The sequence below is a fragment of the Acinetobacter sp. TSRC1-2 genome (genome assembly GCF_049895885.1).
In the GTDB taxonomy this organism is placed as follows: domain Bacteria; phylum Pseudomonadota; class Gammaproteobacteria; order Pseudomonadales; family Moraxellaceae; genus Acinetobacter.
In genome coordinates this window covers 277,859-297,016 of the sequence record NZ_JAFCTF010000001.1, presented here as the reverse complement: position 1 = coordinate 297,016, position 19,158 = coordinate 277,859, and the positions used below count along the sequence as shown (strand labels likewise).

Below are 19,158 nucleotides of genomic sequence, written 5' to 3'. Positions count from 1 at the left end.
GAATATCGCACTCGGGATTTTTTCATTTGATTAATACAGTTGTGTGGATGGAATAAGAATATAAGGACAATCCAACACAGTAAAAACAGGCCCAGAATTAAATGTGAACTAGAGCTGCCTGATTGAGCCATGTTCCCCATAGCATGGCGGGTACAGACCTCATAATCGTAATCAGCATCAGGATGGTCGGACCTACTTTGCTCAACAGTTGATAACAAAAAATCATCGCCAGTACCGATGAAACTAAAGCGCTATAAATCAGCGCAACACCGGTTTTCAATGAAGGTAGATCTGAGGGCATATCTGACCAGAAAAAAGGCAATGAACCACAATAACGTATCCATGACATCAGTATCGCACCTGTCATTTAACTGATCAGATGGAGATTGGCTGCTACCACCACGAACCGCAAATGCAGAGAGCCCATAGAGCATCATGGCAATGACCTCTAAACCTATTCCGAGCCCCTCATGCAAAAAGTCCAGACGTCCTAAAGTGGCCTTGATGACTTAAATGCCCAAAGCAAGCCAGATCACAAGCGGATGTGGAGGATATGGAATAGGTAACATGAAGAAAAATTCTCTGCATGAATTTTTTTATTGCATAATATTTTAAAAATTGTATGATTTTTACTCAATTTGTTTTATAAATATAAAGATAACAATTATTTACTCGTGAGAGTGTCGCTATGATAAAAATACTCTTGTGGTCGTGTCTTTTCATTGTGTTTATGGGGCTTTGGAAAGTCATTTTTAAATTTCAGATCAATCAACATTTTCAACAATTCAAAATCAAGCAGTTAGCCGAATTAGATAAACAAGCATCTACATCAACCAAGCTATTATCCACCCATGAAGTACGTATCGATGAAGTGGAGGAATATGAACAACAGTTATTTGATGATGTCTGCCAAATATTTTTTGAACGCGAATTGGCTGAACGAAATTTGAGTCAGGCGATTGTGGTTCAAGAAGAGGTATTAAGAAAAATGCCCGCCAAAACGCACACCCAAATTCGCAAGCTTGATTTAGATGAATGGTCTATTTACTGGACTTTCTATGATCAGTCTTTGGAATATTATGTGGGACGTTATGGGATGTTTTATACTCATGTCGACCGTTTTGGGGATGAGCATAAATTTGAAATGAAAGATGCACATAGCCATGTATGATCAAGTTTGAAATTATTGACCTTTAAACTGGGGTGCACGTCGTTGCAGCATCGCCATGACACCTTCTTGTACATCTTGAGTTTTCAACAGCGGGGTAAGGTGTTGCTGTAAATTGGAAAATGCTGTTTCTGCACCTTGTTCAGCAGCTTCTTTGGCTGAAGCAAGTGTCGCCTGTACGGCAAGTGGTGCGGCTTGAGCAATCCGATCTGCCAGTTCAATGGCACGTTTAAGAGGGAGTTCAGTGGTGATTTCATTGATCAGGTTTAAACCTAGCGCTGTTTGGGCATCGAAGGTATCACCGGTGAGCAAATAGCGCATGGCTTTGGTCCAGCCTGCTACCTGAACAAAACGAACCGTTGCACCGCCAAAGGGTAAAATACCGCGTTGCACTTCCATTTGTGCAAATTGGGTATTGTCCTGAGCAATCACAATATCTGCATTCAGCATCAGCTCGATCCCTGCGGTATAGCAATAACCCTGTACTGCAACAATCACCGGTTTTTTTCGCTGACGTCCGCTGGTTCCCCATGGGTTAATCTGTGCATCATCAAAATTAAAAACGCCACTTTCCAGTTTTGGTTGTAGCTCCACCAAATCTAAACCGGCAGTAAAATGCTCCCCATGTGCGAAGATGACTGCACAGCGTAATTCGGGATGATCTTCATATTCGGTTAAAGCCAGTGATAAGTCATGAATCAGATGGCTATCAAAGGCATTTCTTTTTGCCGCACGATCGAGTCCAATCAAGCACAGAGACCCGCGAATTTCTCGGCTGACTTTTCCTTGTTGATGTGACATTTTTATTCTTCCAACTTGACCATTTTTTATATTTTTAAACGATTGTTAGAAAACTTTCAAATCTATTCAGGTTACTTTTTAATTTGCATTGATATTACAGATCACAGTTCCAAATAGGGATAGTAGTGTTCGTCAGAGGGTGTGATTGAATGGGTATAATTTCTCTTGCGTTCAGCGCTATTTTTTTCATAATAGCAGCATACTTTTGCCTGCCTGTTTATTGCTATGTCACCTTTAGAAATTGTTGCTGTTATTATTAGTCTTATTGGTGTGACATTGACCATTAAACGGAATATGTGGTGTTGGTGGTTTAACTTCGCAGCCTTTGTTTTATATGCTTATTTATTTTATGAATTTAAATTGTATGGCGAAACCATCTTGCAGTTCTTCTTTATGGTGGTGAACTTTTACGGTTTCTATCACTGGTTGAAGGGCAAACAGCATGATCATGAAATTCGGATTGAACCGATTGCCAATAAGGTCGTGATTTTTCAAATGCTACTGGCAGCAATAGGCGGTTTAATTTTTGGCCTAACTTTAAAACATTTTACCGATGCTGCTGTGCCGATGCTGGATTCACAATTGGCGGCTTTTAGTTTACTGGCCACCTATTGGACTAGCCGTAAACATATTGCCACTTGGGTATTGTGGGTTTTCGTGGATATCATTTATGTGGGCATGTTTATTTATAAAGATTTATTCCTGACTGCGGGTTTATATGCAGCCTTTGTCGGTTTGGCCGCTTTTGGCTGGTGGCAGTGGGAACAAGTGAAAAAGAAACAGGCGATCACGCATTTTAAGGGTGTATAAAGGTATTTTATGGTGCACCTGGATTAACTGCTATGCTGATTGATTTCATTCAACATCAATACAAGCAATTTGATGAAATTGCATCACGGATTCAAGCTGCACCTGAACACTACATCCAATTTGATTCAGTCTCTGATTTTTATAAGGCTGAATGGCTAAATGATTTTCCAAAAGGCACCACCTGGGCAGCTACGGGCTTAGATGATGGTGCTGAACAATTTTATGCGATCATTGAATATAGAAGCCACTTTCTGAGTATTTCCTGTTCCGATAAAATTGAAATACGTTATGGCTTACATGATCAATAGTTCAGTATATAGGGTCAATGACAGCATCACTAAAATTCAATTAAATAAACAACGACAAAAATGCGCTAGATCAGTGATGATCGAATGGTTTATAAGTATTCAAAACAACCAATAAAAAAACAAAGGATAGAAAGATGGCACATCGTTTTACTGTGAATTCTACAATTCAAGGTGTTTCAATTGATGAATTCAAAAGACTTGCGGCAGATACCAGTTTGCATGAGGCTATTTGCAGGCGTATTCCAGGTGAAAAATTAGAAATTATTGAATCGAAGATTCATGGCGATACCTATACTTTACGCCGTGCATATAATTTAGATGTGAATATTCCGGATATCGCAAAAAAATTACTTAAAGATGCCTTCCGTTTAAAACGTACCGATATTACCAATTTAGAAGCTTTAACGTCGACCATAGAATTGGGTGCAAATCTACCTTTAGAAGCAAATTGTGAACGTTCAGTAACTGGGGATGACCAGCAAATTCACCTCACATTAAACTGGCAGGTAAAAGTCAAAATTCCTTTGATTGCCGGTATGCTAGAAAAACATGCGGAAGGTGAAATTCGTAAATTTAGTGATTTGGAGATTCAGATTGTTGAAGATGAATTAAAGAAAAACCTCTCTGCTTAATAATGATAAAAAAGTCCTTTAATGAAGTAATGCCAGTCTTTTTAGAAATTGACTGGCATTTTTTATTTTGAATCCATCATGTTATTTGATACGTGGAAACGTCATTCGTAACTTGAGTAAGAACAAAGCCATGCTTTGTTTACAGCGCAAGGCAAAACTAAATTTAAAAAATACAGTTTTTGCAATTTTTCTTAATTTAAGCAGTAGACGGGTTTTGCGATGAAAAAATACTGTTCTTGCACACGCAAAATATATGTTGGGGCTAATCATTGTGGCTAAGGAAAAACACTGTTCCGCAAACCAGCAAAAACCTTCAAATTTTTGATTTAAAATAATAATTTGAAGTGAATAACCCGAAAGTTAAGGAGTTTATTTTAAAACTCCCTAACTGATCAGCATTATTTTAATCAAGGGCTTTTCTTTTATTGGTCTTTTATTAATGACTAATCTTGCACTGGATTGTGCGGTGTAGAAACTGCAGAGGCTACGACGTCCAATTTTTCAAATTTGGCTCTATACAACATTGCGGTAAAGAACGAGACCACACATACCCCCCAAATGTAATACATTGCGCCAATACTGCTATACAGGCTTAACCATTGCACTAATGGCAAAGTAATACCGCCGGCTATGGCATAGGCAACATTATAGGAAAATGAAATACCTGAAAAGCGGATTTGAGCCGGGAACATTTTCACCATACTGTAAGACACCATGCCCACAGTTCCTGAAAATAATCCAAGCATCATGTAAAGCATAAACACGGTGGATGGAGCGACATGGCCGAGACTGTTATAGAAAATACCTGCAATGATCGCGACAGCAAGTGAGCCGAATAAAATCACTTTGCCAGCACCAAAACGGTCAGCCAACAATCCTGCCACAATACAACCCAGCATTTGCATGACAATTGCGGCACTTTGCATTTTAAAGGCATCAGCGCGCTCAAAACCGAAAGCACCAACCAAGAGGTTTGGCATGGCTAAAATCAGCACAACTACGCAAGCAGTCAGAAACCAGGTAAACAACATTCCAATCACCACCGCGGTTTTATGTTCCGATAAAACCTGTTTTACCGGCATTTCTTTGGAAAGTTCTTTACGGGCCTGCATGGCTTTAAATACTGGCGTTTCTTTTAAATAGCTACGCAAATAAAGTGCGACTAAACCAAAAATACCACCCCCAATAAAGGGAACACGCCATGCCCAGTCATGAATTTCTGTTTCTGAAAACTTGATAGAAATAAACAAGGACATCAATGCGCCGAGTAAAATCCCTAAAGATAGGCCTGCGGTGAGTAAGCCGTTAGCAAAACCAATTTTTCTTGCGGGGACATGCTCGGACACGAAAGTCCAAGCCGCAGGAATTTCTCCACCAATGGCAATGCCTTGTACTACGCGCATCAGCAATAATAATAAGGGTGCGGCATATCCGATACTTTCAAAGGTTGGCATTACACCAATCATTAAGGTCGGGAGTGCCATCAGTAAAATGGACAGGCTGAATAAGCGTTTACGTCCAATCAAATCACCAAAATGAGCCATGACTACACCACCGAGTGGGCGGAAGAAATAACCTGCGGCAAAAATACCGTAAGTGTTCAGCATCGCCCAAAAAGGACTTAAGCCACTCGGGAAAAACAGCTCTGAGATAATTTTGGCGTAAAAGACATAAATGACGAAGTCGTAGAATTCGAGTGCGCCACCGAGGGAGGAAAGTCCAAGGGTGCGTTTATCTTCACTGCTTAGACGTGCAGCTGCTTCCGTGCGGGTGATATGGGTCATTGGATGTACAAATGATGGTAAAGTTTTGATTTTAATCAATTGCTATCTATATGAAAAAATCAATCTTTCTTTGGAGTGCAACAACTTAAATTTATGAATAATCCTTCTTGCTCTGTGTGGATATTAGAGTCTTACGAAGTAAGGCAGAATCGAGAGGATGATGCCGATTGTAGTAAGCATCGTGGTATTTTCCACAAAATAGGGGAAGATCATCAGGACTAAGCCACACACCAAGGGCACAGTAACTTTTTGCTTTTTTCCATACAGAAAATAGCCTAAGCCTATAGAACTAAACAGGACGCCAAGAAGAAGTTGGGTTGTGGTCATTATTTTATATTTATAAAAGATTTAAGCGGATTATAACCAGCTAAAATTAAAATGGGCTTAATTTTTTTGCTTATATACAGCTCACCCTGGTTTGCTGAAAAGGTGAAATACGACTATTAAAAACAGAATAGGAAAGTCTGCTTTTTAGCGCGAAGATTTATACAATATTTGTGGTTTAAAATAATATAGAGTTGAGCTTTATAGCAAAGTCAGGATTAAATTTATGAGCACCATTTTACCTGTTGCACAGCGTGGTGAAATCATTTTGACCTTAACAGCGGCTACAGTTGCAAAGTCGGAGCTGAATAGTGATTGGTTAAATCAACTTGCTGAAGCCATGCATGCCACCATGATGCAGCGCAATGGTGTGGGTATTGCAGCCCCTCAAGTTTATGTCTCGAAACGGGTCATTATTGTCGCTTCACGCCCTAACCTCCGTTATCCCGATGCACCTGAAATGGAGGCAGTAGTGATGGTAAATCCTGAAATTTTAGAAAAATCTGAATCACTGGTTCTAGGTGAAGAGGGCTGTTTAAGTGTTCCAGATGAGCGTGGGCAAGTGGCACGGGCGGAAACGATTAAAGTGCGTTATTTAACGTTGCAAGGTCAAAAAATAGAAATGATCTATAAGGGTTTCCCTGCAAGAATTGTGCAGCATGAAGTGGATCATTTAGATGGGGTGTTGTTTACTCAGCGGATATAATTCTTCACTGTTTAATTTTTGTGCTATAAAGATAAAGCAATAAAAATTTATAAATTATAAATATAGTAATTAAGTCTATGAACTTGTTTAGAAAAATATATACATTGATTTTTTATTATTGGGGCAGATTTAGATTTCACTTACTCGAATCAGATAATTTAATTATTAACTGGCCTGATTTCGATAAAGGGGTATTGCTTCTGGTTTTCGGTGTATTTTGCCAAGTCAGTGCAATTAAATGGTATCTGGCGAGCTATTTCTCAGCTGAAAATGCGGTGTGGATTAATGTGGACTTTTTTTTCATCCGTATGCTCACTGTGGTTATTACTTTATTCTTTTTCATGTTTTTGGTGGCACTGAGTTTCAAATATAAGAGGAATAAAAAATTCCGTAAATTTATTTCTTATTTTTCACCGATATTTTTTGGTGGCACTATGATTTATGCGGGCTATACCGTCGGTATTTATAGTCCTGCTACCATTGCCGGATTTGTTAACATCGTTCTGATTGGCTTGGTCTTTTATTCACGACTCATTATTTATAGTATTGCGATTCCTGCTCTTATTTTTACCATTATTATTAGTTATTTAACTTTTAATGGGGTGATTCGTTACGCGCCTGTGTTTAGTGATGCACTTACTCATGGTGAGTTTTATTACAATGAATTCTGGATCAGAAGTATGGCGGAAGTCTATCTGCCGATTTTACTGGTTTCGATTTTGTTTTTTGAAATTTTACTTTCGCAATGGCGTCGGCGTGAAAGAAATATTAAAAGAATGAGCCAAACCGATGTCCTGACCAATGTATTTAACCGTCGTTATGTTGGTGAACAACTCACCGCTTTGGAACGCAAGAAAAAAACGGCTTATGCGGTAATTTTACTGGATCTGGATCATTTCAAACAAATTAATGACCAATATGGCCATGAAGTTGGTGATATAGTTTTGCAACGCGTTGCTGCAATTTTATGTGCCACGACACGGGAACAGGATGTCGTGGGGCGTTTTGGTGGTGAAGAATTTATTTTAATTTTAAAAGAGCAAAATTTACAGCAAGCGATAGAAATTGCAGAACGTTGTCGTAAAATAATTGAACAGGAAGAAATTCAGCTAGAAACAGAAGACATTTTAAAGATAAGTGCAAGTTTTGGTATAGCTCTCTCTCAAACCCATTTAAATAAAGAACAAACTATTCGTCTGGCCGATCGGGCTTTATATTTGGCTAAACGGCAGGGCAGAAATCAGGTGAGAAATTATCTGGAGCTAAACTTAGACCCTGCAATTTAAAGATGAATTTTTTGGAATTGCTGTCATGGAAAAAATCCAGTTTTCTTTAGGTCGAGATGCTATCCAGTTTGATATTAACGGACAGCCGTTTAAAGTTGCTAAAGGTTTAAATGATATTGAGTCAGAAAGTATTCGATATAAAAAGCTGGATGCTTTGGCTTTAGAAAATATAATTTATAGGGTTGAGGAAATACTCGAACAGCTTAAATTTGATTATAAAATTCAGCGAGTAGCGGACACTTTTGATGAATTTATGCAACAGTTATCGGAACAGTTCTTTAACAATGAAACAGTCATAGACCGAATAAAGCTTGAACATGCCTTTAATGAATTTGTCGAACATACTGAATATTATGTACAGCAGCACAGTAGCGGGCATTTTTATCTATTTGTGTATTTCATTTTTATACGGGAAATGATGCACCATTGGAATGTGGTCGAGATAAGAGTGGGAAAAAAATCAAACTTCACAATAAACACTTAAAACAAGCCCCCACGCGATTTACGTAACAACATGAATGAAGCTGAAAAGCTACTATGGTCACGGCTACGTAGTAAGCAAATATCAGGCTTACAGTTTTATCGGCAGAAACCAATTTTAAATTTCATTGTGGATTTTTACTGTCCAGCAGCCAATTTAGTGATTGAGTGTGATGGTAGTCAGCATTTTACGGATGAAGGATTGGAAGCTGATCGTGTAAGAGATCAGGCATTGGCTGAGTTGGGTTTGAGGATATTGAGGTTTGATAATGGGCAAATTTTGAAAGAAACCAATGTGGTGGCTCAAGTAATTTATAAGGTGATTACTCAGTTATTAGAATCCCCCTCTGATAAAGGGGGACTTCACACGAATTTAATAACGACATAAAATTCAAGGAGTTCCTCTCTTTTTAAAGGGAAGTTAGGAGGGATTGAATAGTTATTCGATTACTTCCATTTTGTGGATTATAAAATATTGTATTTCATCACCTTTTTTATTCTTTTCTTGTCGTCCAATTTTCAGAAGTTCAAAATTAGTTTTATTAATATTATCGATTAATTCTGTCTGAAAAAGAGAGATGCAATCTTGAACTCTTCGCCAATCTTTTTCAAAAAAGTGAGATAAAGGATATTCATCTCCATTATTAAAATTTGATAAATGCTTTTCAAGCAATTTTTCAAATAGTGTGTATTGATCAATTAAGGTGTCTAAGTATCCATTTGCTTGTTCAGGTAAAATAAAAACACTTTTAAGTAAGTGCTCGACAATTTCAAGAGCAATTTTTAAAGAAGCTTCTTTGGGGGCTTTAATTTCATGAGCAGAATCATTTCCCATAAATCTAATCGCGTGTAATCGTTCAGCATCTTTTTTTGAAATATAACCAACTGTAGCTAGTTTATTTATTCGTATAGCTAGATTCCCCCCAACTATTTCAAGATGATTACATACTGATTCAATACAGGCTCTAAGTCCTAAACTTGATAAATTTTTTGCATCTTCTTGTAAAGTTAGTAAAACTTCATTATAGATATTTCTGACTAACTTAGGTATGAGATAGTCATTATCAAATTTTTTATGATTCTGGAGTTTTTTAGGGTAACTCTTCGTTGTTATTGGCACTTCCCATTCATTATCAGTTTGATATGCCGATTCTATATCATGATCTTCAATCCTTAATGAAACATTATCACAGCCTAGACATTTGACTAATTTGTGGTACTGGGCATAACTATAATCGTCAGGATCAGAACGCCAATCATGTTGTGCTAAAACTGCATGATTTGTATTTTTATCACATTCATTACAATAATTTTTTAATATAACTAAATCTTTCATTTCACGCTCTAGAATTAATTTAAAAATTTTTATTGTTACTAAAATCCCCTCACTTAGAGGGGATTTTTTACATCTTAAACGTACTAAATATCAATCGAATCATCTAAGTTTGGCATTAACCAACGCTTCGCTTCATCCATCGACCAGCCCTTACGTTCTGCATAACTATCCAACTGATCCTGTGCAATCTTGCCAACATTAAAGTATTCAGACTGCGGGTTGCTGTAATAGAAACCGCTAACACTTGAAGGTGGCCACATTGCAAAACTAGAAGTCAGTTCAGTACCAATCGCATTGGTTGAATCTAACCAGCTAAACAAGGTCGCTTTTTCAGAATGTTCAGGGCAGGCAGGGTAACCCGGTGCAGGACGAATCCCGACATACTTCTCTTTAATCAGTTCATCATTCGACAACTGTTCAGACGCTTGATAACCCCAGAACTCTTTACGGATACGCTCATGCAAATGCTCAGCAAAAGCTTCTGCAAAACGGTCACCTAAAGACTGTGCCAAAATTGCAGAATAATCATCGCCTTTGGCTTTGTATTCATGTGCCATTTCTTCCGCACCAAAGATTGAAACCGTGAAACCACCCAAGTAGTCTTCAAGTTTGGTATCTTCAGGTGCAATAAAGTCAGCGAGTGAGAAGTTCGGTTTACCGGAAACTTTGTCAGACTGCTGACGGGTATGCTCGAACTTGTGCGTTGCAGTTTTATTTTCATCGTAAATCGAAACCGTATCTGCACCGGTACGTTTCGCAGGAGCAAGACTGAATACGGCACGTGCATCAAAACGCTTGTTCTCTACAATATCTTTCAACATGATCTGCGCTTGTTCGTACAAATCAGTTGCAGCTTCACCGACCACTTCATCCGTCAAAATTGCAGGGAACTTGCCCGCCAAACTCCAAGAGATAAAGAACGGTGTCCAGTCAAAATATGGCACCAAAGTTTCAAGCGGATAATTTTTTAGAACTTGCTGACCAAGAACATTTGGCTTAGGCGGCACATAGTTCGTCCAGTCAATTTTCATGCCATTGGCAATTGAAGCGGCATAAGTCAGTTTTGCTGCTTTTGGTTGCTTGTTGGCAATACGCTCACGTACTTTGGCATATTCTTCACGATAACCTTTAATAAACTCAGGTTTCATTTCAGGTGAAAGCAGAGAAGTCGCAACCCCGACTGCACGTGAAGCATCTGCTACATAAATCACCGCATCATTTGAATATTGCGGGTCAATCTTCACTGCGGTATGTGCTTTAGACGTCGTCGCACCACCAATCATAAGCGGTACATGGAAACCTTTACGCTGCATTTCTTTGGCAACAAAGACCATTTCATCCAGTGAAGGTGTAATCAAACCGGATAAACCAATAATATCGACTTTTTCATCAATCGCGGTTTGCAGGATTTTTTCTGCAGACACCATCACGCCTAGGTCAACAATATCGTAACCGTTACAGCCAAGTACCACGCCGACAATATTTTTACCAATATCGTGCACGTCGCCTTTTACGGTCGCCATCAGGATTTTACCTTTGGTCTGACCTTCGGTTTTTTCCGCCTCAATGTACGGGTTCAACCAGGCCACGGCTTGTTTCATTACACGTGCAGATTTCACCACTTGCGGCAGGAACATTTTACCTGCACCAAACAAGTCACCGACCACGTTCATGCCTGACATCAACGGACCTTCAATTACATCTAAAGGACGGGTGGCTTGTAAGCGTGCTTCTTCAGTATCTATATCAATATAAGCGGTAATACCTTTAACCAAAGCATATTCAAGACGCTTTTCAACAGACTGTTCACGCCATTCCAGGTTTTCAGCTTCGCGCTGCGCACCGCCTTTACCACGGTATTGTTCCGCGATTTCAAGTAGTTTCTCAGTGGCATCCTGACCGCTTTCGCCCTGATTCTGGTTCAGTACGACATTTTCAACCGCAGCTTTTAATTCAGCAGGAATGTCATCATAAATCGCCAGCTGACCCGCATTCACGATCCCCATGGTCATGCCTTGTTGAATGGCATGGTAAAGGAAGACTGCATGAGTCGCTTCACGAACCGGTTCATTCCCCCGGAAAGAGAACGATACGTTGGATACACCACCCGAAATCATGGCATGTGGAAGATTTTGCTTAATCCAGCCGGTTGCTTCAATGAAATCGACCGCATAGTTGTTGTGTTCTTCAATACCCGTTGCAATCGCAAATACGTTCGGGTCAAAAATAATGTCCTCAGCAGGGAAGCCGACATCATTCACCAACACATCATATGAACGTTTACAGATTTCACGTTTACGCGCAGCCGTGTCGGCCTGACCATCTTCATCAAATGCCATGACAATAACTGCTGCACCATATTGACGACACAGGCGTGCTTTGTGTACGAACTCGTCATAACCTTCTTTTAGGGAAATCGAGTTTACAACCGGTTTCCCTTGTACGCATTTCAAGCCCGCTTCAATAATTTCCCATTTCGATGAGTCAATCATGAGCGGCACACGGGAAATATCCGGTTCAGAGGCAATCAGATTCAGGAATTTCACCATTGCTGCTTGCGAATCCAGCATGCCTTCATCCATATTGATGTCGACAATCTGCGCACCGCCTTGTACTTGATCCAAGGCAACTTCCAAAGCTTCGGTATAGTTTTCTTCACGAATCAAACGCGCGAATTTTTTTGAACCGGTCACGTTGGTACGTTCACCCACGTTGACGAACAAAGAATTTTCATCAATGTTAAACGGTTCTAAACCACTTAAACGACAGGCTGGTTTAATCTCAGGAATCTGACGCGGCGCAATGTCTTTTACAGCATTGTAGATGGCACGGATATGATCCGGAGTCGTACCACAGCAACCACCGGTAATATTGATCAAGCCACTTTCTGCAAATTCTTTAAGGAATGCTGCAGTTTCTTCAGGGGTTTCATCATAACCACCGAAAGCATTCGGCAAGCCTGCATTTGGATGCGCTGAAACAAAAGTGTTGGCAATGTCAGATACGGTTTTAACGTGCGGACGCATGGCATCTGCACCCAAGGCACAGTTAAAGCCGATTGATAACAAGTCGCCATGACGAACCGAGTTCCAGAACGCTTCTGCAGTTTGACCGGTTAAGGTACGACCTGAAGCATCGGTGATGGTGCCGGAAATCATCAACGGCAATTCATAACCTAACTGGTTAAATACTTCTTTCACTGCAAAAATTGCTGCTTTACAGTTCAGTGTATCGAATACTGTTTCAATGAGCAGAATATCCGCACCGCCTTCAATTAAGGCATGTGCAGCTTCAATATAGTTATCGACTAATTCATCAAAGCTAATGTTACGAAATGCAGGGTCATTTACATTGGGTGAAATCGAACAAGTACGAGATGTAGGGCCAAGTACACCCGCCACAAAACGGGGTTTGTCTGGCGTTGAATATTTTTCGCAAGCTGCTTTGGCAACACGCGCTGCTTCAAAGTTAATTTCATGAACCAGATCTTCCATGTGATAGTCAGACATTGAAACACGTGTGCCGTTAAAGCTGTTGGTTTCAATGATGTCTGCACCGGCATCCAGGTAAGCTTCATGAATGCCTTGAATAATCTGGGGTTGAGTCAGGACTAACAGGTCATTGTTGCCTTTCAGGTCAGATGCCCAGTCAGCAAAACGCTCACCACGATAATCCGCTTCTTCTAGTTTATGGCGTTGAATCATGGTACCCATAGCGCCGTCAATAATCAGGATGCGTTTGGCGAGAAGCTCTTTCAGGGTGGCAAGCGTGGACATAAATAACCCCAATCCGATGGAATACAAAATGGGCATCATTTTAGCAGAATTACACTGCCTTTGAGGAATATTCAGTCGACATAGTGAGGCACAGCTTAAAATAAGCCCATTAGTGCCGAATTTTTCATCGAATTGAAATATCAGCAGGCTATGATCGGATACAGATAAAGACAAGCTGGGTAATTTGATTATTAGATTATTAGAAATATCTTGTCTAAAGGTATTCATGCATTTTGAAATATTGAGGCACAAACTATTTTTAGCTTTAAATAATGCAAATTGATGGATTTAAAACAGTTCGGCTCATCAAGATAAAGTTGAATGAGTTAAATTAAGCCAATTATTGAAATTTGGCTTTATATGGCACCTTTTTGTCATATAATTGTCACAATTAAATTGAACAATAAGGGGATTTTATTATCCCCTTGAACCGTCTGCATGAATTCTAATATTCCTCCCGTCCAAGACCAGGTGCCATCAGCGCCAGCAAAATCGACGAATGTGCATGTTGCTACGCCGAAATTTTTTATGCCGGTGTTTCTCACGGTTATTATTTCTACTTTGGTGTACATCGGATTTCAACTTTCAGCTGATTTGTCACATGTCCCGACATTAAGTTTATATTCCGTTATTCTTTTAGCGACTGCGTTGTTAATTGCTTTAGGCTTTGAATTTGTTAATGGTTTTCATGACACTGCCAATGCGGTAGCGACAGTCATCTATACCAATGCTTTATCTGCCCCTGTTGCTGTGATGTGGGCAGGCTTTTGTAATTTCCTTGGAGTGATGGTGGCAAGTGGGGCAGTAGCCTACGGCATCATTGCTTTATTGCCTGTCGAACTGATTATGAATGTCGGTTCTGGTGCAGGTTTTGCCATGGTTTTTGCCATGCTGATTGCTGCGATTTTATGGAATTTGGGTACCTGGTTCTTGGGTATTCCTGCGTCTAGTTCACATACTTTAATCGGTTCGATTTTAGGGGTGGGCATCATGAATTACCTCCTGCACATGGGTAATGGTGCCAGTGGTGTAGACATGGACCAAGTGATTAAAGTCGGTAAAGCACTGTTGTTTTCGCCTTTGATTGGTTTTGCTTTCGCTGCAATAGTATTCTTATTAGTAAAAAAAATCTTTAAAAAGCAAGTTGAACTTTTTAAACCCCCTGAAGGTAACAAACCACCACCGCCTTTAATTCGTGCCATTTTGATTTTTACCTGTACCGGGGTAAGTTTTGCGCATGGATCAAACGATGGTCAAAAAGGTATGGGCTTAATCATGCTGATTTTGATCGGGTGTGTACCTTTGGTGTACTCATTGAATAAAAACCTGGACACCCAGCATCTCCAATCATTTGAACAGTTATCTGTGCAAACTGCGGCAGTTATTTATCCAAATTATCAAGATATTCCAGATACACAAGCTCGTGACGTGTTGACTAAATATATTCAAACTAAAGAAATGTCACCAGAAGTGGTGCCTGCTTTGGCAAGTTTGACCGATCACTTGGGTAATCACGTTGCCAAATATGGTGATTTAAAAGATATTCCAGAAAAACAAGTTTCGACTATCCGTAATGATATGTACTTAAGCACGACTGCATTCAAGCGTTTAGATAAAACTAAGCAGCTTCCTGCAATGTCAGAAAGTCAAGCCAAGACAGTCAAGGAATACCGTAAAAACCTCGATTCATTCCTGCAATATATTCCGACCTGGGTAAAAGTCGCAGTAGCACTTGCGCTTGGTCTGGGAACCATGGTGGGCTGGAAACGTATTGTAGTGACTGTGGGTGAACGTATTGGTAAAGACCATATGACTTATGGGCAAGGCATGTCAGCTGAACTTGTTGCCATGACCACTATTGCAGCAGCAGATGGCTTTGGTATGCCGGTATCGACAACACATGTGTTAAACAGTGCGGTTGCAGGTACTATGGTGGCCAACAAATCCGGCTTAAACTTCCAGATGGTACGAACCATTCTTTCAGCATGGATTTTCACGCTACCTGCTACCATTTGTTTATCAGGTGGTCTGTTCTGGTTGTTCTTGCAGTTTGTTTAAAATATCGGTTTGAAATAAAAAAGCTGCAATTGCAGCTTTTTTTTTATGGCTCATATTTATTGCTCTCTCCCTTTGGGATGAGGAATATATTCCGTATGACGTGGAGAGAATTAAATATAAAATATGATTTAAGCCTCTCCCTTGCGATCCTAGAATATATTCTGAGGATTCTCATCTCCTAAAGGGAAAGGGAGTTTTTCTAAAATAATAAAGAATAATCCTACTTCTTAAACACTTTTAATAGCTTCTTGATGGGCAGTTTTTCATTGGCAAAGCCATACAGTGCAGCAAAAGGCAGTGCAGTACGGGCTAAATAAGCCACACGCCATAAACCGCCATGATTGGCGCCTTTCATCATCAATTCTAATGGATGACCCAAAGGCGTTTCCGGGTTCGCTACCGATTCTGGATGACGCAAGTCATAAATCCATAATGCAGCCATCAGCGCATTGGTGGTTTCCGGATTAAACGATTCCACATCAAACAGACTTGCCCCATTAAAAGCCGCTTTCAATAACGGATTTTTAGTGACTGAGCGGGTAGTGGTAGAGGGCGCGATATTGATGCTGACACGCTGTCCATAATGACGTGCCAGCGTTGCGCGCCATTGCTGAATTCGTTTTGCCAAAGCATAGTTTGGCCCTTGCTCAACCACCAGGCAGTCTGCAATACCATATTTTTGACCATTATCAGAGCTGATTAATGCATCCAGGTTTTTCTTGAAAAAGTGCTGGGCAGAAAGCATGGAAATGCTTTCACTGATAATACGTTGCGATTTTGAGCGCTGTAGGAGCTTGAGATTTGAAGCTTCTACAACTTCTTCAGGAATGGCATAAACATCGGTTGGGGTACACATAAACATTAAACTGGTGTCAGCCTTTTGCTCACTGACGTACTGCATAATGCTGTCCATGGCCATGGATACCCGGACGTGCTTTTCACCATCTAAATAGGCAATCGCTGCAAGGTCTAGCTGACGTTCACTTTGGATCAGCCAATGGGCAATTTCAGGTGTCTGAGTGAGTAAATCGGCCCCCAATTTTTCTTTCAGTGTAGCAGTTGGAGTATCTTCCGCCAATTTTTCCGCACAAGGTGCATACAGGGTTGCATTGCCTTGTTGAATGGTCTTTAAAATTCTGTCCCAAACGCGGCTATTGGGTAAATCGACGGCCACGATATTGGCTTTCCATTTGGACAGCCAGGTTAGGGGGCCGGCTTCAGAACCTGCACCAAATAAGACCATAGTGCGATCAGAAAGATCAAACCATTCGGGATGGGCATGTGCGGCACGTAAAGCATCCGCATGGCTTGGTTCTATAATGCCGGCATCTTGCCAGATTTGAATTTGATCCAGTAAAGCCTGACCCTGTAATTTTTGCCCTTTATAAGGCACATACCATTCAGGGGCAGTCTCACTTTCACCTTTTAGCTGAATGGTATACAAATTGGCTGTATCGATATCCTTCATAATATCTTTAAGTAAATAGCGCTGACCATTTCTATAAAAGTCAAAGCTATGATGGGCCTTGTGCAAGCCCTGTTTGGCAATGGTAATCGGATTATTGAGAGTGCGAATACCTTGTTCAACCAAGGCCTTAAAATAGATAGGATAATGCTTACGCCAGTTTTTTTCCGCGAGGGCGTTCATTGATGACTTGTTGTCAACAATAGATAAAGCTTCAGCAATAATTTCTTTGCCTGTTTGGGAGCTGCTGGCTTTATTGCTGGTTGGATTGATTGGAAATTGAAGACCATCTAATGAAGTGGACATGCAAAAAATCTCGTTTTTTTGATCATTAATATACGGATGTCTACATTATCTATGCCAAATTGATTTGATGGGTAGCATTTAATGACAAAATTGTGTAAATCTTTTTCAAAAAGCCCAGTAAAAAGGAAGCGAAGCTCCTTAATGTATAAATTTTATCATTTCAGTATTATTTCGAAATGCCTTCGGCGATTTCTTTCAGCATGAATGCAGTATTGTCCAGACCTGCGCCAGTAATATATCAGGCATCAACATTTACAAAAATAACCCGATTCTGTTTTACCGCTTGAGATTGCCCTAAAATAGGATAGGTTTTAATGCCTTCCTTGGTGGCATATTTCTGGGTATTCACCGCGCCACGATCCAGCACAATCAAATAATCCGGATTCTGTTAAATGGCAGACTTTAAATGTTCAGCATTTTTCTTTTGTGCGGCTAAAGCCTTAATTGATCCAGCTTCAGGGTGAGTAACATCGGTTTTTGCAGACAGTGGAAGAACAGATTTAAAACCCGTTAACTCATAGATAAAACCAAAACGGTCATTTGCTGCATGCGGCATGTAATTCTCTCCAACAGCAAAGAGCATTACTGCTGATTTATTAGCAGTCTGTTGCTGCACTTTTTGTTGTAGCTGCCCCAAAGCTTGTAATTTTTTATCGGCAAGATCTTCACGCTTAAAAGGCTTTTGCGAGATTCAAGGTGCGATTTTTTAAATCACTCATGTAATGGTTGGTGTTAGGAGAAAAGTCGACCGTTGATGCAATTGGGTGCAAGCTTTCAAGTGTTTTCGCTGAACGACCGCCTACGAAGATTAAATCCGGTTTTAACTGTTTTAATTGAGCCAAATCAGTTCAAAAAGACTGCCTGCTTTAATAAATTGTGCTTGATTATATAAGGTCAAGCTGCCTGTAAATGTGGTTTTGGGCACAATTTGAGCCTGAATGTTTAAGGCATTTAAGGGATCTAAAATGGAGAGCTCATACACTGCAATTTTTTTTGGCATTTGTTTGAGTTTAATGTTTGCTTTTCTGTCGCCAGATTGAACATGCGCTATGGGCCAAACTATTTAATCCCACTGAAGCGAAAATAACGCTTAAAAAATAATACCTTAGTTTCAATTTGAAAGTGATCTTCTCTTAAATTTGTGCAACAAGGTAACAAAGAACCGAAGATAATTAAGTAATAATCATTAGCAAATAGGAATTATTTTATTTTGCTATAAAAAAGACGCTGAAAATTCAGCGTCTTGAAATATGTCTAGGTGAACAATAAACTTTAGAAAGGTAATTGCATCAACTTATTCAAAAAGTGTGGAATAAGCCTTGGTTCAAGAATGATGGTCATGATCACCCCATATGCAGCTCCCCAAAGATGCGCACTATGGTTAATGTTGGAGTTGCCACGTTTGCCTGACCAGATACTGTAAGCAACATATAAAACTGCAAAAATAATTGCCGGTACAGGAATAAAGAATACAAAAATCAGTTTCCACGGTTCAAAAAGAATATAAGCAAACAAAACGGCAGAAACTGCACCGGAAGCGCCTAAACTTGCCCAACGATGGTCATTTTTATGTTTGAGATAACTCGGAATAATGGCAACAATCAAGCCGCCTAAGTAGAACAAGACAAAGCCAAGATCAAAAAAATACTGTCGGTAAAAACTTTCAATTACGCTACCAAAAAAGAATAGCGTAATCATGTTGAAGATCAGATGTGCGCCATCGGCATGAACAAAACCATGGGTAATAAAGCGGTCATATTGTCCACGCTGCATCGCAGGGGGCCAAAAAATAAGACGGCTCATGACCTTCTGATTTGAAAATGCAATCAGTGAAACTGCCACTGTAATCAGGATCAGGCAAACAGTATGGTTAAAAGGTAGATCTAGCATAAAGTGAAAGTTCAACTTTTAAATATTT

At 39.9% G+C, this 19,158-nt stretch carries 20 protein-coding genes and 1 pseudogene; 9 read left to right on the top strand and 12 right to left on the bottom strand.

Going from position 1 to position 19,158, the window contains the following annotated elements:
* Positions 1-97 precede the first annotated feature (97 nt).
* Positions 98-349 (bottom strand): hypothetical protein, encoded by a 252-nt coding sequence (locus ACP69Y_RS01405; protein WP_425915507.1) that lies wholly within the window; start codon positions 347-349, stop codon positions 98-100.
* Positions 350-688: 339 nt separating this feature from the next.
* Here ACP69Y_RS01405 and ACP69Y_RS01400 point away from each other — a divergent pair, with 339 nt between their 5' ends.
* Positions 689-1,171 carry a hypothetical protein gene (locus tag ACP69Y_RS01400; protein WP_425915505.1) on the top strand — a complete coding sequence of 161 codons (483 nt, stop codon included), beginning with the start codon at positions 689-691 and terminating at the stop codon, positions 1,169-1,171.
* 12 nt (positions 1,172-1,183) lie between these two features.
* On the opposite strand, the gene ACP69Y_RS01395 is transcribed toward ACP69Y_RS01400, so the two are convergent.
* The gene (locus ACP69Y_RS01395; protein ID WP_425915503.1) at positions 1,184-1,969 is read right to left on the bottom strand and encodes a crotonase/enoyl-CoA hydratase family protein; all 786 of its coding nucleotides are present in this window, start codon (positions 1,967-1,969) and stop codon (positions 1,184-1,186) included.
* Between the two features lie 225 nt (positions 1,970-2,194).
* On the opposite strand from ACP69Y_RS01395, the gene pnuC reads away from it, so the two are divergent.
* The 3 genes from pnuC to ACP69Y_RS01380 all read left to right on the top strand — a co-directional run bounded on the left by pnuC (position 2,195) and on the right by ACP69Y_RS01380 (position 3,719).
* Entirely contained in the window at positions 2,195-2,779 is a 585-nt protein-coding gene (gene pnuC, locus ACP69Y_RS01390) for a nicotinamide riboside transporter PnuC (protein ID WP_425915502.1), read from the top strand.
* A gap of 32 nt (positions 2,780-2,811) precedes the next feature.
* Positions 2,812-3,087 carry a hypothetical protein gene (locus ACP69Y_RS01385; protein ID WP_425915500.1) on the top strand — a complete coding sequence of 92 codons (276 nt, stop codon included), beginning with the start codon at positions 2,812-2,814 and terminating at the stop codon, positions 3,085-3,087.
* A gap of 134 nt (positions 3,088-3,221) precedes the next feature.
* The gene (locus ACP69Y_RS01380; protein ID WP_425915498.1) at positions 3,222-3,719 is read left to right on the top strand and encodes a DUF2505 family protein; all 498 of its coding nucleotides are present in this window, start codon (positions 3,222-3,224) and stop codon (positions 3,717-3,719) included.
* A gap of 443 nt (positions 3,720-4,162) precedes the next feature.
* On the opposite strand, the gene ACP69Y_RS01375 is transcribed toward ACP69Y_RS01380, so the two are convergent.
* Positions 4,163-5,503 (bottom strand): MFS transporter, encoded by a 1,341-nt coding sequence (locus ACP69Y_RS01375; protein ID WP_425915497.1) that lies wholly within the window; start codon positions 5,501-5,503, stop codon positions 4,163-4,165.
* 123 nt (positions 5,504-5,626) lie between these two features.
* On the bottom strand, positions 5,627-5,830 hold the full coding sequence (locus tag ACP69Y_RS01370; RefSeq protein ID WP_425915495.1) for an amino acid transport protein: 204 nt from the start codon (positions 5,828-5,830) through the stop codon (positions 5,627-5,629).
* A 223-nt stretch (positions 5,831-6,053) separates the two neighbouring features.
* Here ACP69Y_RS01370 and def point away from each other — a divergent pair, with 223 nt between their 5' ends.
* From def to ACP69Y_RS01350, 4 genes and pseudogenes are all read left to right on the top strand, one after another.
* A complete protein-coding gene (gene def, locus ACP69Y_RS01365) occupies positions 6,054-6,533 on the top strand; it encodes a peptide deformylase (protein ID WP_425915493.1) in 480 nt (159 codons plus the stop codon).
* A gap of 434 nt (positions 6,534-6,967) precedes the next feature.
* Positions 6,968-7,819: a GGDEF domain-containing protein gene (locus tag ACP69Y_RS01360; RefSeq protein ID WP_425915491.1), complete on the top strand. Its 852-nt coding sequence runs from the start codon at positions 6,968-6,970 to the stop codon at positions 7,817-7,819.
* Positions 7,820-7,844: 25 nt separating this feature from the next.
* A complete protein-coding gene (locus ACP69Y_RS01355; protein WP_425915489.1) occupies positions 7,845-8,303 on the top strand; it encodes a hypothetical protein in 459 nt (152 codons plus the stop codon).
* Positions 8,279-8,687: pseudogene (locus ACP69Y_RS01350) on the top strand (endonuclease domain-containing protein). Before ACP69Y_RS01355 ends, ACP69Y_RS01350 begins: the two are co-directional and overlap by 25 nt.
* Before the next feature lie 51 nt (positions 8,688-8,738).
* Here the strand turns inward: ACP69Y_RS01350 and ACP69Y_RS01345 are convergent.
* A complete protein-coding gene (locus ACP69Y_RS01345) occupies positions 8,739-9,635 on the bottom strand; it encodes a DUF4145 domain-containing protein (RefSeq protein ID WP_425915487.1) in 897 nt (298 codons plus the stop codon).
* An 83-nt stretch (positions 9,636-9,718) separates the two neighbouring features.
* Positions 9,719-13,411 carry a methionine synthase gene (gene metH, locus ACP69Y_RS01340; protein WP_425915485.1) on the bottom strand — a complete coding sequence of 1,231 codons (3,693 nt, stop codon included), beginning with the start codon at positions 13,409-13,411 and terminating at the stop codon, positions 9,719-9,721.
* Between the two features lie 438 nt (positions 13,412-13,849).
* Between metH and ACP69Y_RS01335 the strand changes: the two genes are divergently transcribed.
* Positions 13,850-15,469, top strand: coding sequence for an inorganic phosphate transporter (locus ACP69Y_RS01335; RefSeq protein ID WP_425915483.1), 1,620 nt, complete (start codon positions 13,850-13,852; stop codon positions 15,467-15,469).
* Between the two features lie 220 nt (positions 15,470-15,689).
* Here the strand turns inward: ACP69Y_RS01335 and ACP69Y_RS01330 are convergent, their stop codons facing one another.
* From ACP69Y_RS01330 to ACP69Y_RS01305, 6 genes are all read right to left on the bottom strand, one after another.
* Positions 15,690-17,240 (bottom strand): hypothetical protein, encoded by a 1,551-nt coding sequence (locus tag ACP69Y_RS01330; RefSeq protein WP_425915481.1) that lies wholly within the window; start codon positions 17,238-17,240, stop codon positions 15,690-15,692.
* A gap of 238 nt (positions 17,241-17,478) precedes the next feature.
* Positions 17,479-17,607 (bottom strand): hypothetical protein, encoded by a 129-nt coding sequence (locus ACP69Y_RS01325; RefSeq protein WP_425915479.1) that lies wholly within the window; start codon positions 17,605-17,607, stop codon positions 17,479-17,481.
* A 21-nt stretch (positions 17,608-17,628) separates the two neighbouring features.
* On the bottom strand, positions 17,629-17,796 hold the full coding sequence (locus ACP69Y_RS01320) for a hypothetical protein (protein WP_425915477.1): 168 nt from the start codon (positions 17,794-17,796) through the stop codon (positions 17,629-17,631).
* Between the two features lie 115 nt (positions 17,797-17,911).
* Positions 17,912-18,082 (bottom strand): hypothetical protein, encoded by a 171-nt coding sequence (locus ACP69Y_RS01315; RefSeq protein ID WP_425915475.1) that lies wholly within the window; start codon positions 18,080-18,082, stop codon positions 17,912-17,914.
* Complete coding sequence (locus tag ACP69Y_RS01310; protein WP_425915473.1) at positions 18,070-18,240, bottom strand: hypothetical protein; 171 nt, start codon at positions 18,238-18,240, stop codon at positions 18,070-18,072. The genes ACP69Y_RS01315 and ACP69Y_RS01310 overlap by 13 nt, the downstream gene beginning before the upstream one ends.
* Before the next feature lie 272 nt (positions 18,241-18,512).
* Positions 18,513-19,130: a rhomboid family intramembrane serine protease gene (locus tag ACP69Y_RS01305; RefSeq protein ID WP_425915471.1), complete on the bottom strand. Its 618-nt coding sequence runs from the start codon at positions 19,128-19,130 to the stop codon at positions 18,513-18,515.
* Between the last annotated feature and the right edge of the window lie 28 nt (positions 19,131-19,158).

What these genes read in the sequence shown, in the direction of transcription:
- ACP69Y_RS01405 (WP_425915507.1), bottom strand. Translation starts at nt 349, where the DNA reads ATGTCATGGATACGTTATTGTGGTTCATTGCCTTTTTTCTGGTCAGAT.
- ACP69Y_RS01400 (WP_425915505.1), top strand. Translation starts at nt 689, where the DNA reads ATGATAAAAATACTCTTGTGGTCGTGTCTTTTCATTGTGTTTATGGGG.
- ACP69Y_RS01395 (WP_425915503.1), bottom strand. Translation starts at nt 1,969, where the DNA reads ATGTCACATCAACAAGGAAAAGTCAGCCGAGAAATTCGCGGGTCTCTG.
- pnuC (WP_425915502.1), top strand. Translation starts at nt 2,195, where the DNA reads ATGTCACCTTTAGAAATTGTTGCTGTTATTATTAGTCTTATTGGTGTG.
- ACP69Y_RS01385 (WP_425915500.1), top strand. Translation starts at nt 2,812, where the DNA reads ATGCTGATTGATTTCATTCAACATCAATACAAGCAATTTGATGAAATT.
- ACP69Y_RS01380 (WP_425915498.1), top strand. Translation starts at nt 3,222, where the DNA reads ATGGCACATCGTTTTACTGTGAATTCTACAATTCAAGGTGTTTCAATT.
- ACP69Y_RS01375 (WP_425915497.1), bottom strand. Translation starts at nt 5,503, where the DNA reads ATGACCCATATCACCCGCACGGAAGCAGCTGCACGTCTAAGCAGTGAA.
- ACP69Y_RS01370 (WP_425915495.1), bottom strand. Translation starts at nt 5,830, where the DNA reads ATGACCACAACCCAACTTCTTCTTGGCGTCCTGTTTAGTTCTATAGGC.
- def (WP_425915493.1), top strand. Translation starts at nt 6,054, where the DNA reads ATGAGCACCATTTTACCTGTTGCACAGCGTGGTGAAATCATTTTGACC.
- ACP69Y_RS01360 (WP_425915491.1), top strand. Translation starts at nt 6,968, where the DNA reads ATGATTTATGCGGGCTATACCGTCGGTATTTATAGTCCTGCTACCATT.
- ACP69Y_RS01355 (WP_425915489.1), top strand. Translation starts at nt 7,845, where the DNA reads ATGGAAAAAATCCAGTTTTCTTTAGGTCGAGATGCTATCCAGTTTGAT.
- ACP69Y_RS01345 (WP_425915487.1), bottom strand. Translation starts at nt 9,635, where the DNA reads ATGAAAGATTTAGTTATATTAAAAAATTATTGTAATGAATGTGATAAA.
- metH (WP_425915485.1), bottom strand. Translation starts at nt 13,411, where the DNA reads ATGTCCACGCTTGCCACCCTGAAAGAGCTTCTCGCCAAACGCATCCTG.
- ACP69Y_RS01335 (WP_425915483.1), top strand. Translation starts at nt 13,850, where the DNA reads ATGAATTCTAATATTCCTCCCGTCCAAGACCAGGTGCCATCAGCGCCA.
- ACP69Y_RS01330 (WP_425915481.1), bottom strand. Translation starts at nt 17,240, where the DNA reads ATGTCCACTTCATTAGATGGTCTTCAATTTCCAATCAATCCAACCAGC.
- ACP69Y_RS01320 (WP_425915477.1), bottom strand. Translation starts at nt 17,796, where the DNA reads ATGCCGCATGCAGCAAATGACCGTTTTGGTTTTATCTATGAGTTAACG.
- ACP69Y_RS01310 (WP_425915473.1), bottom strand. Translation starts at nt 18,240, where the DNA reads ATGCCAAAAAAAATTGCAGTGTATGAGCTCTCCATTTTAGATCCCTTA.
- ACP69Y_RS01305 (WP_425915471.1), bottom strand. Translation starts at nt 19,130, where the DNA reads ATGCTAGATCTACCTTTTAACCATACTGTTTGCCTGATCCTGATTACA.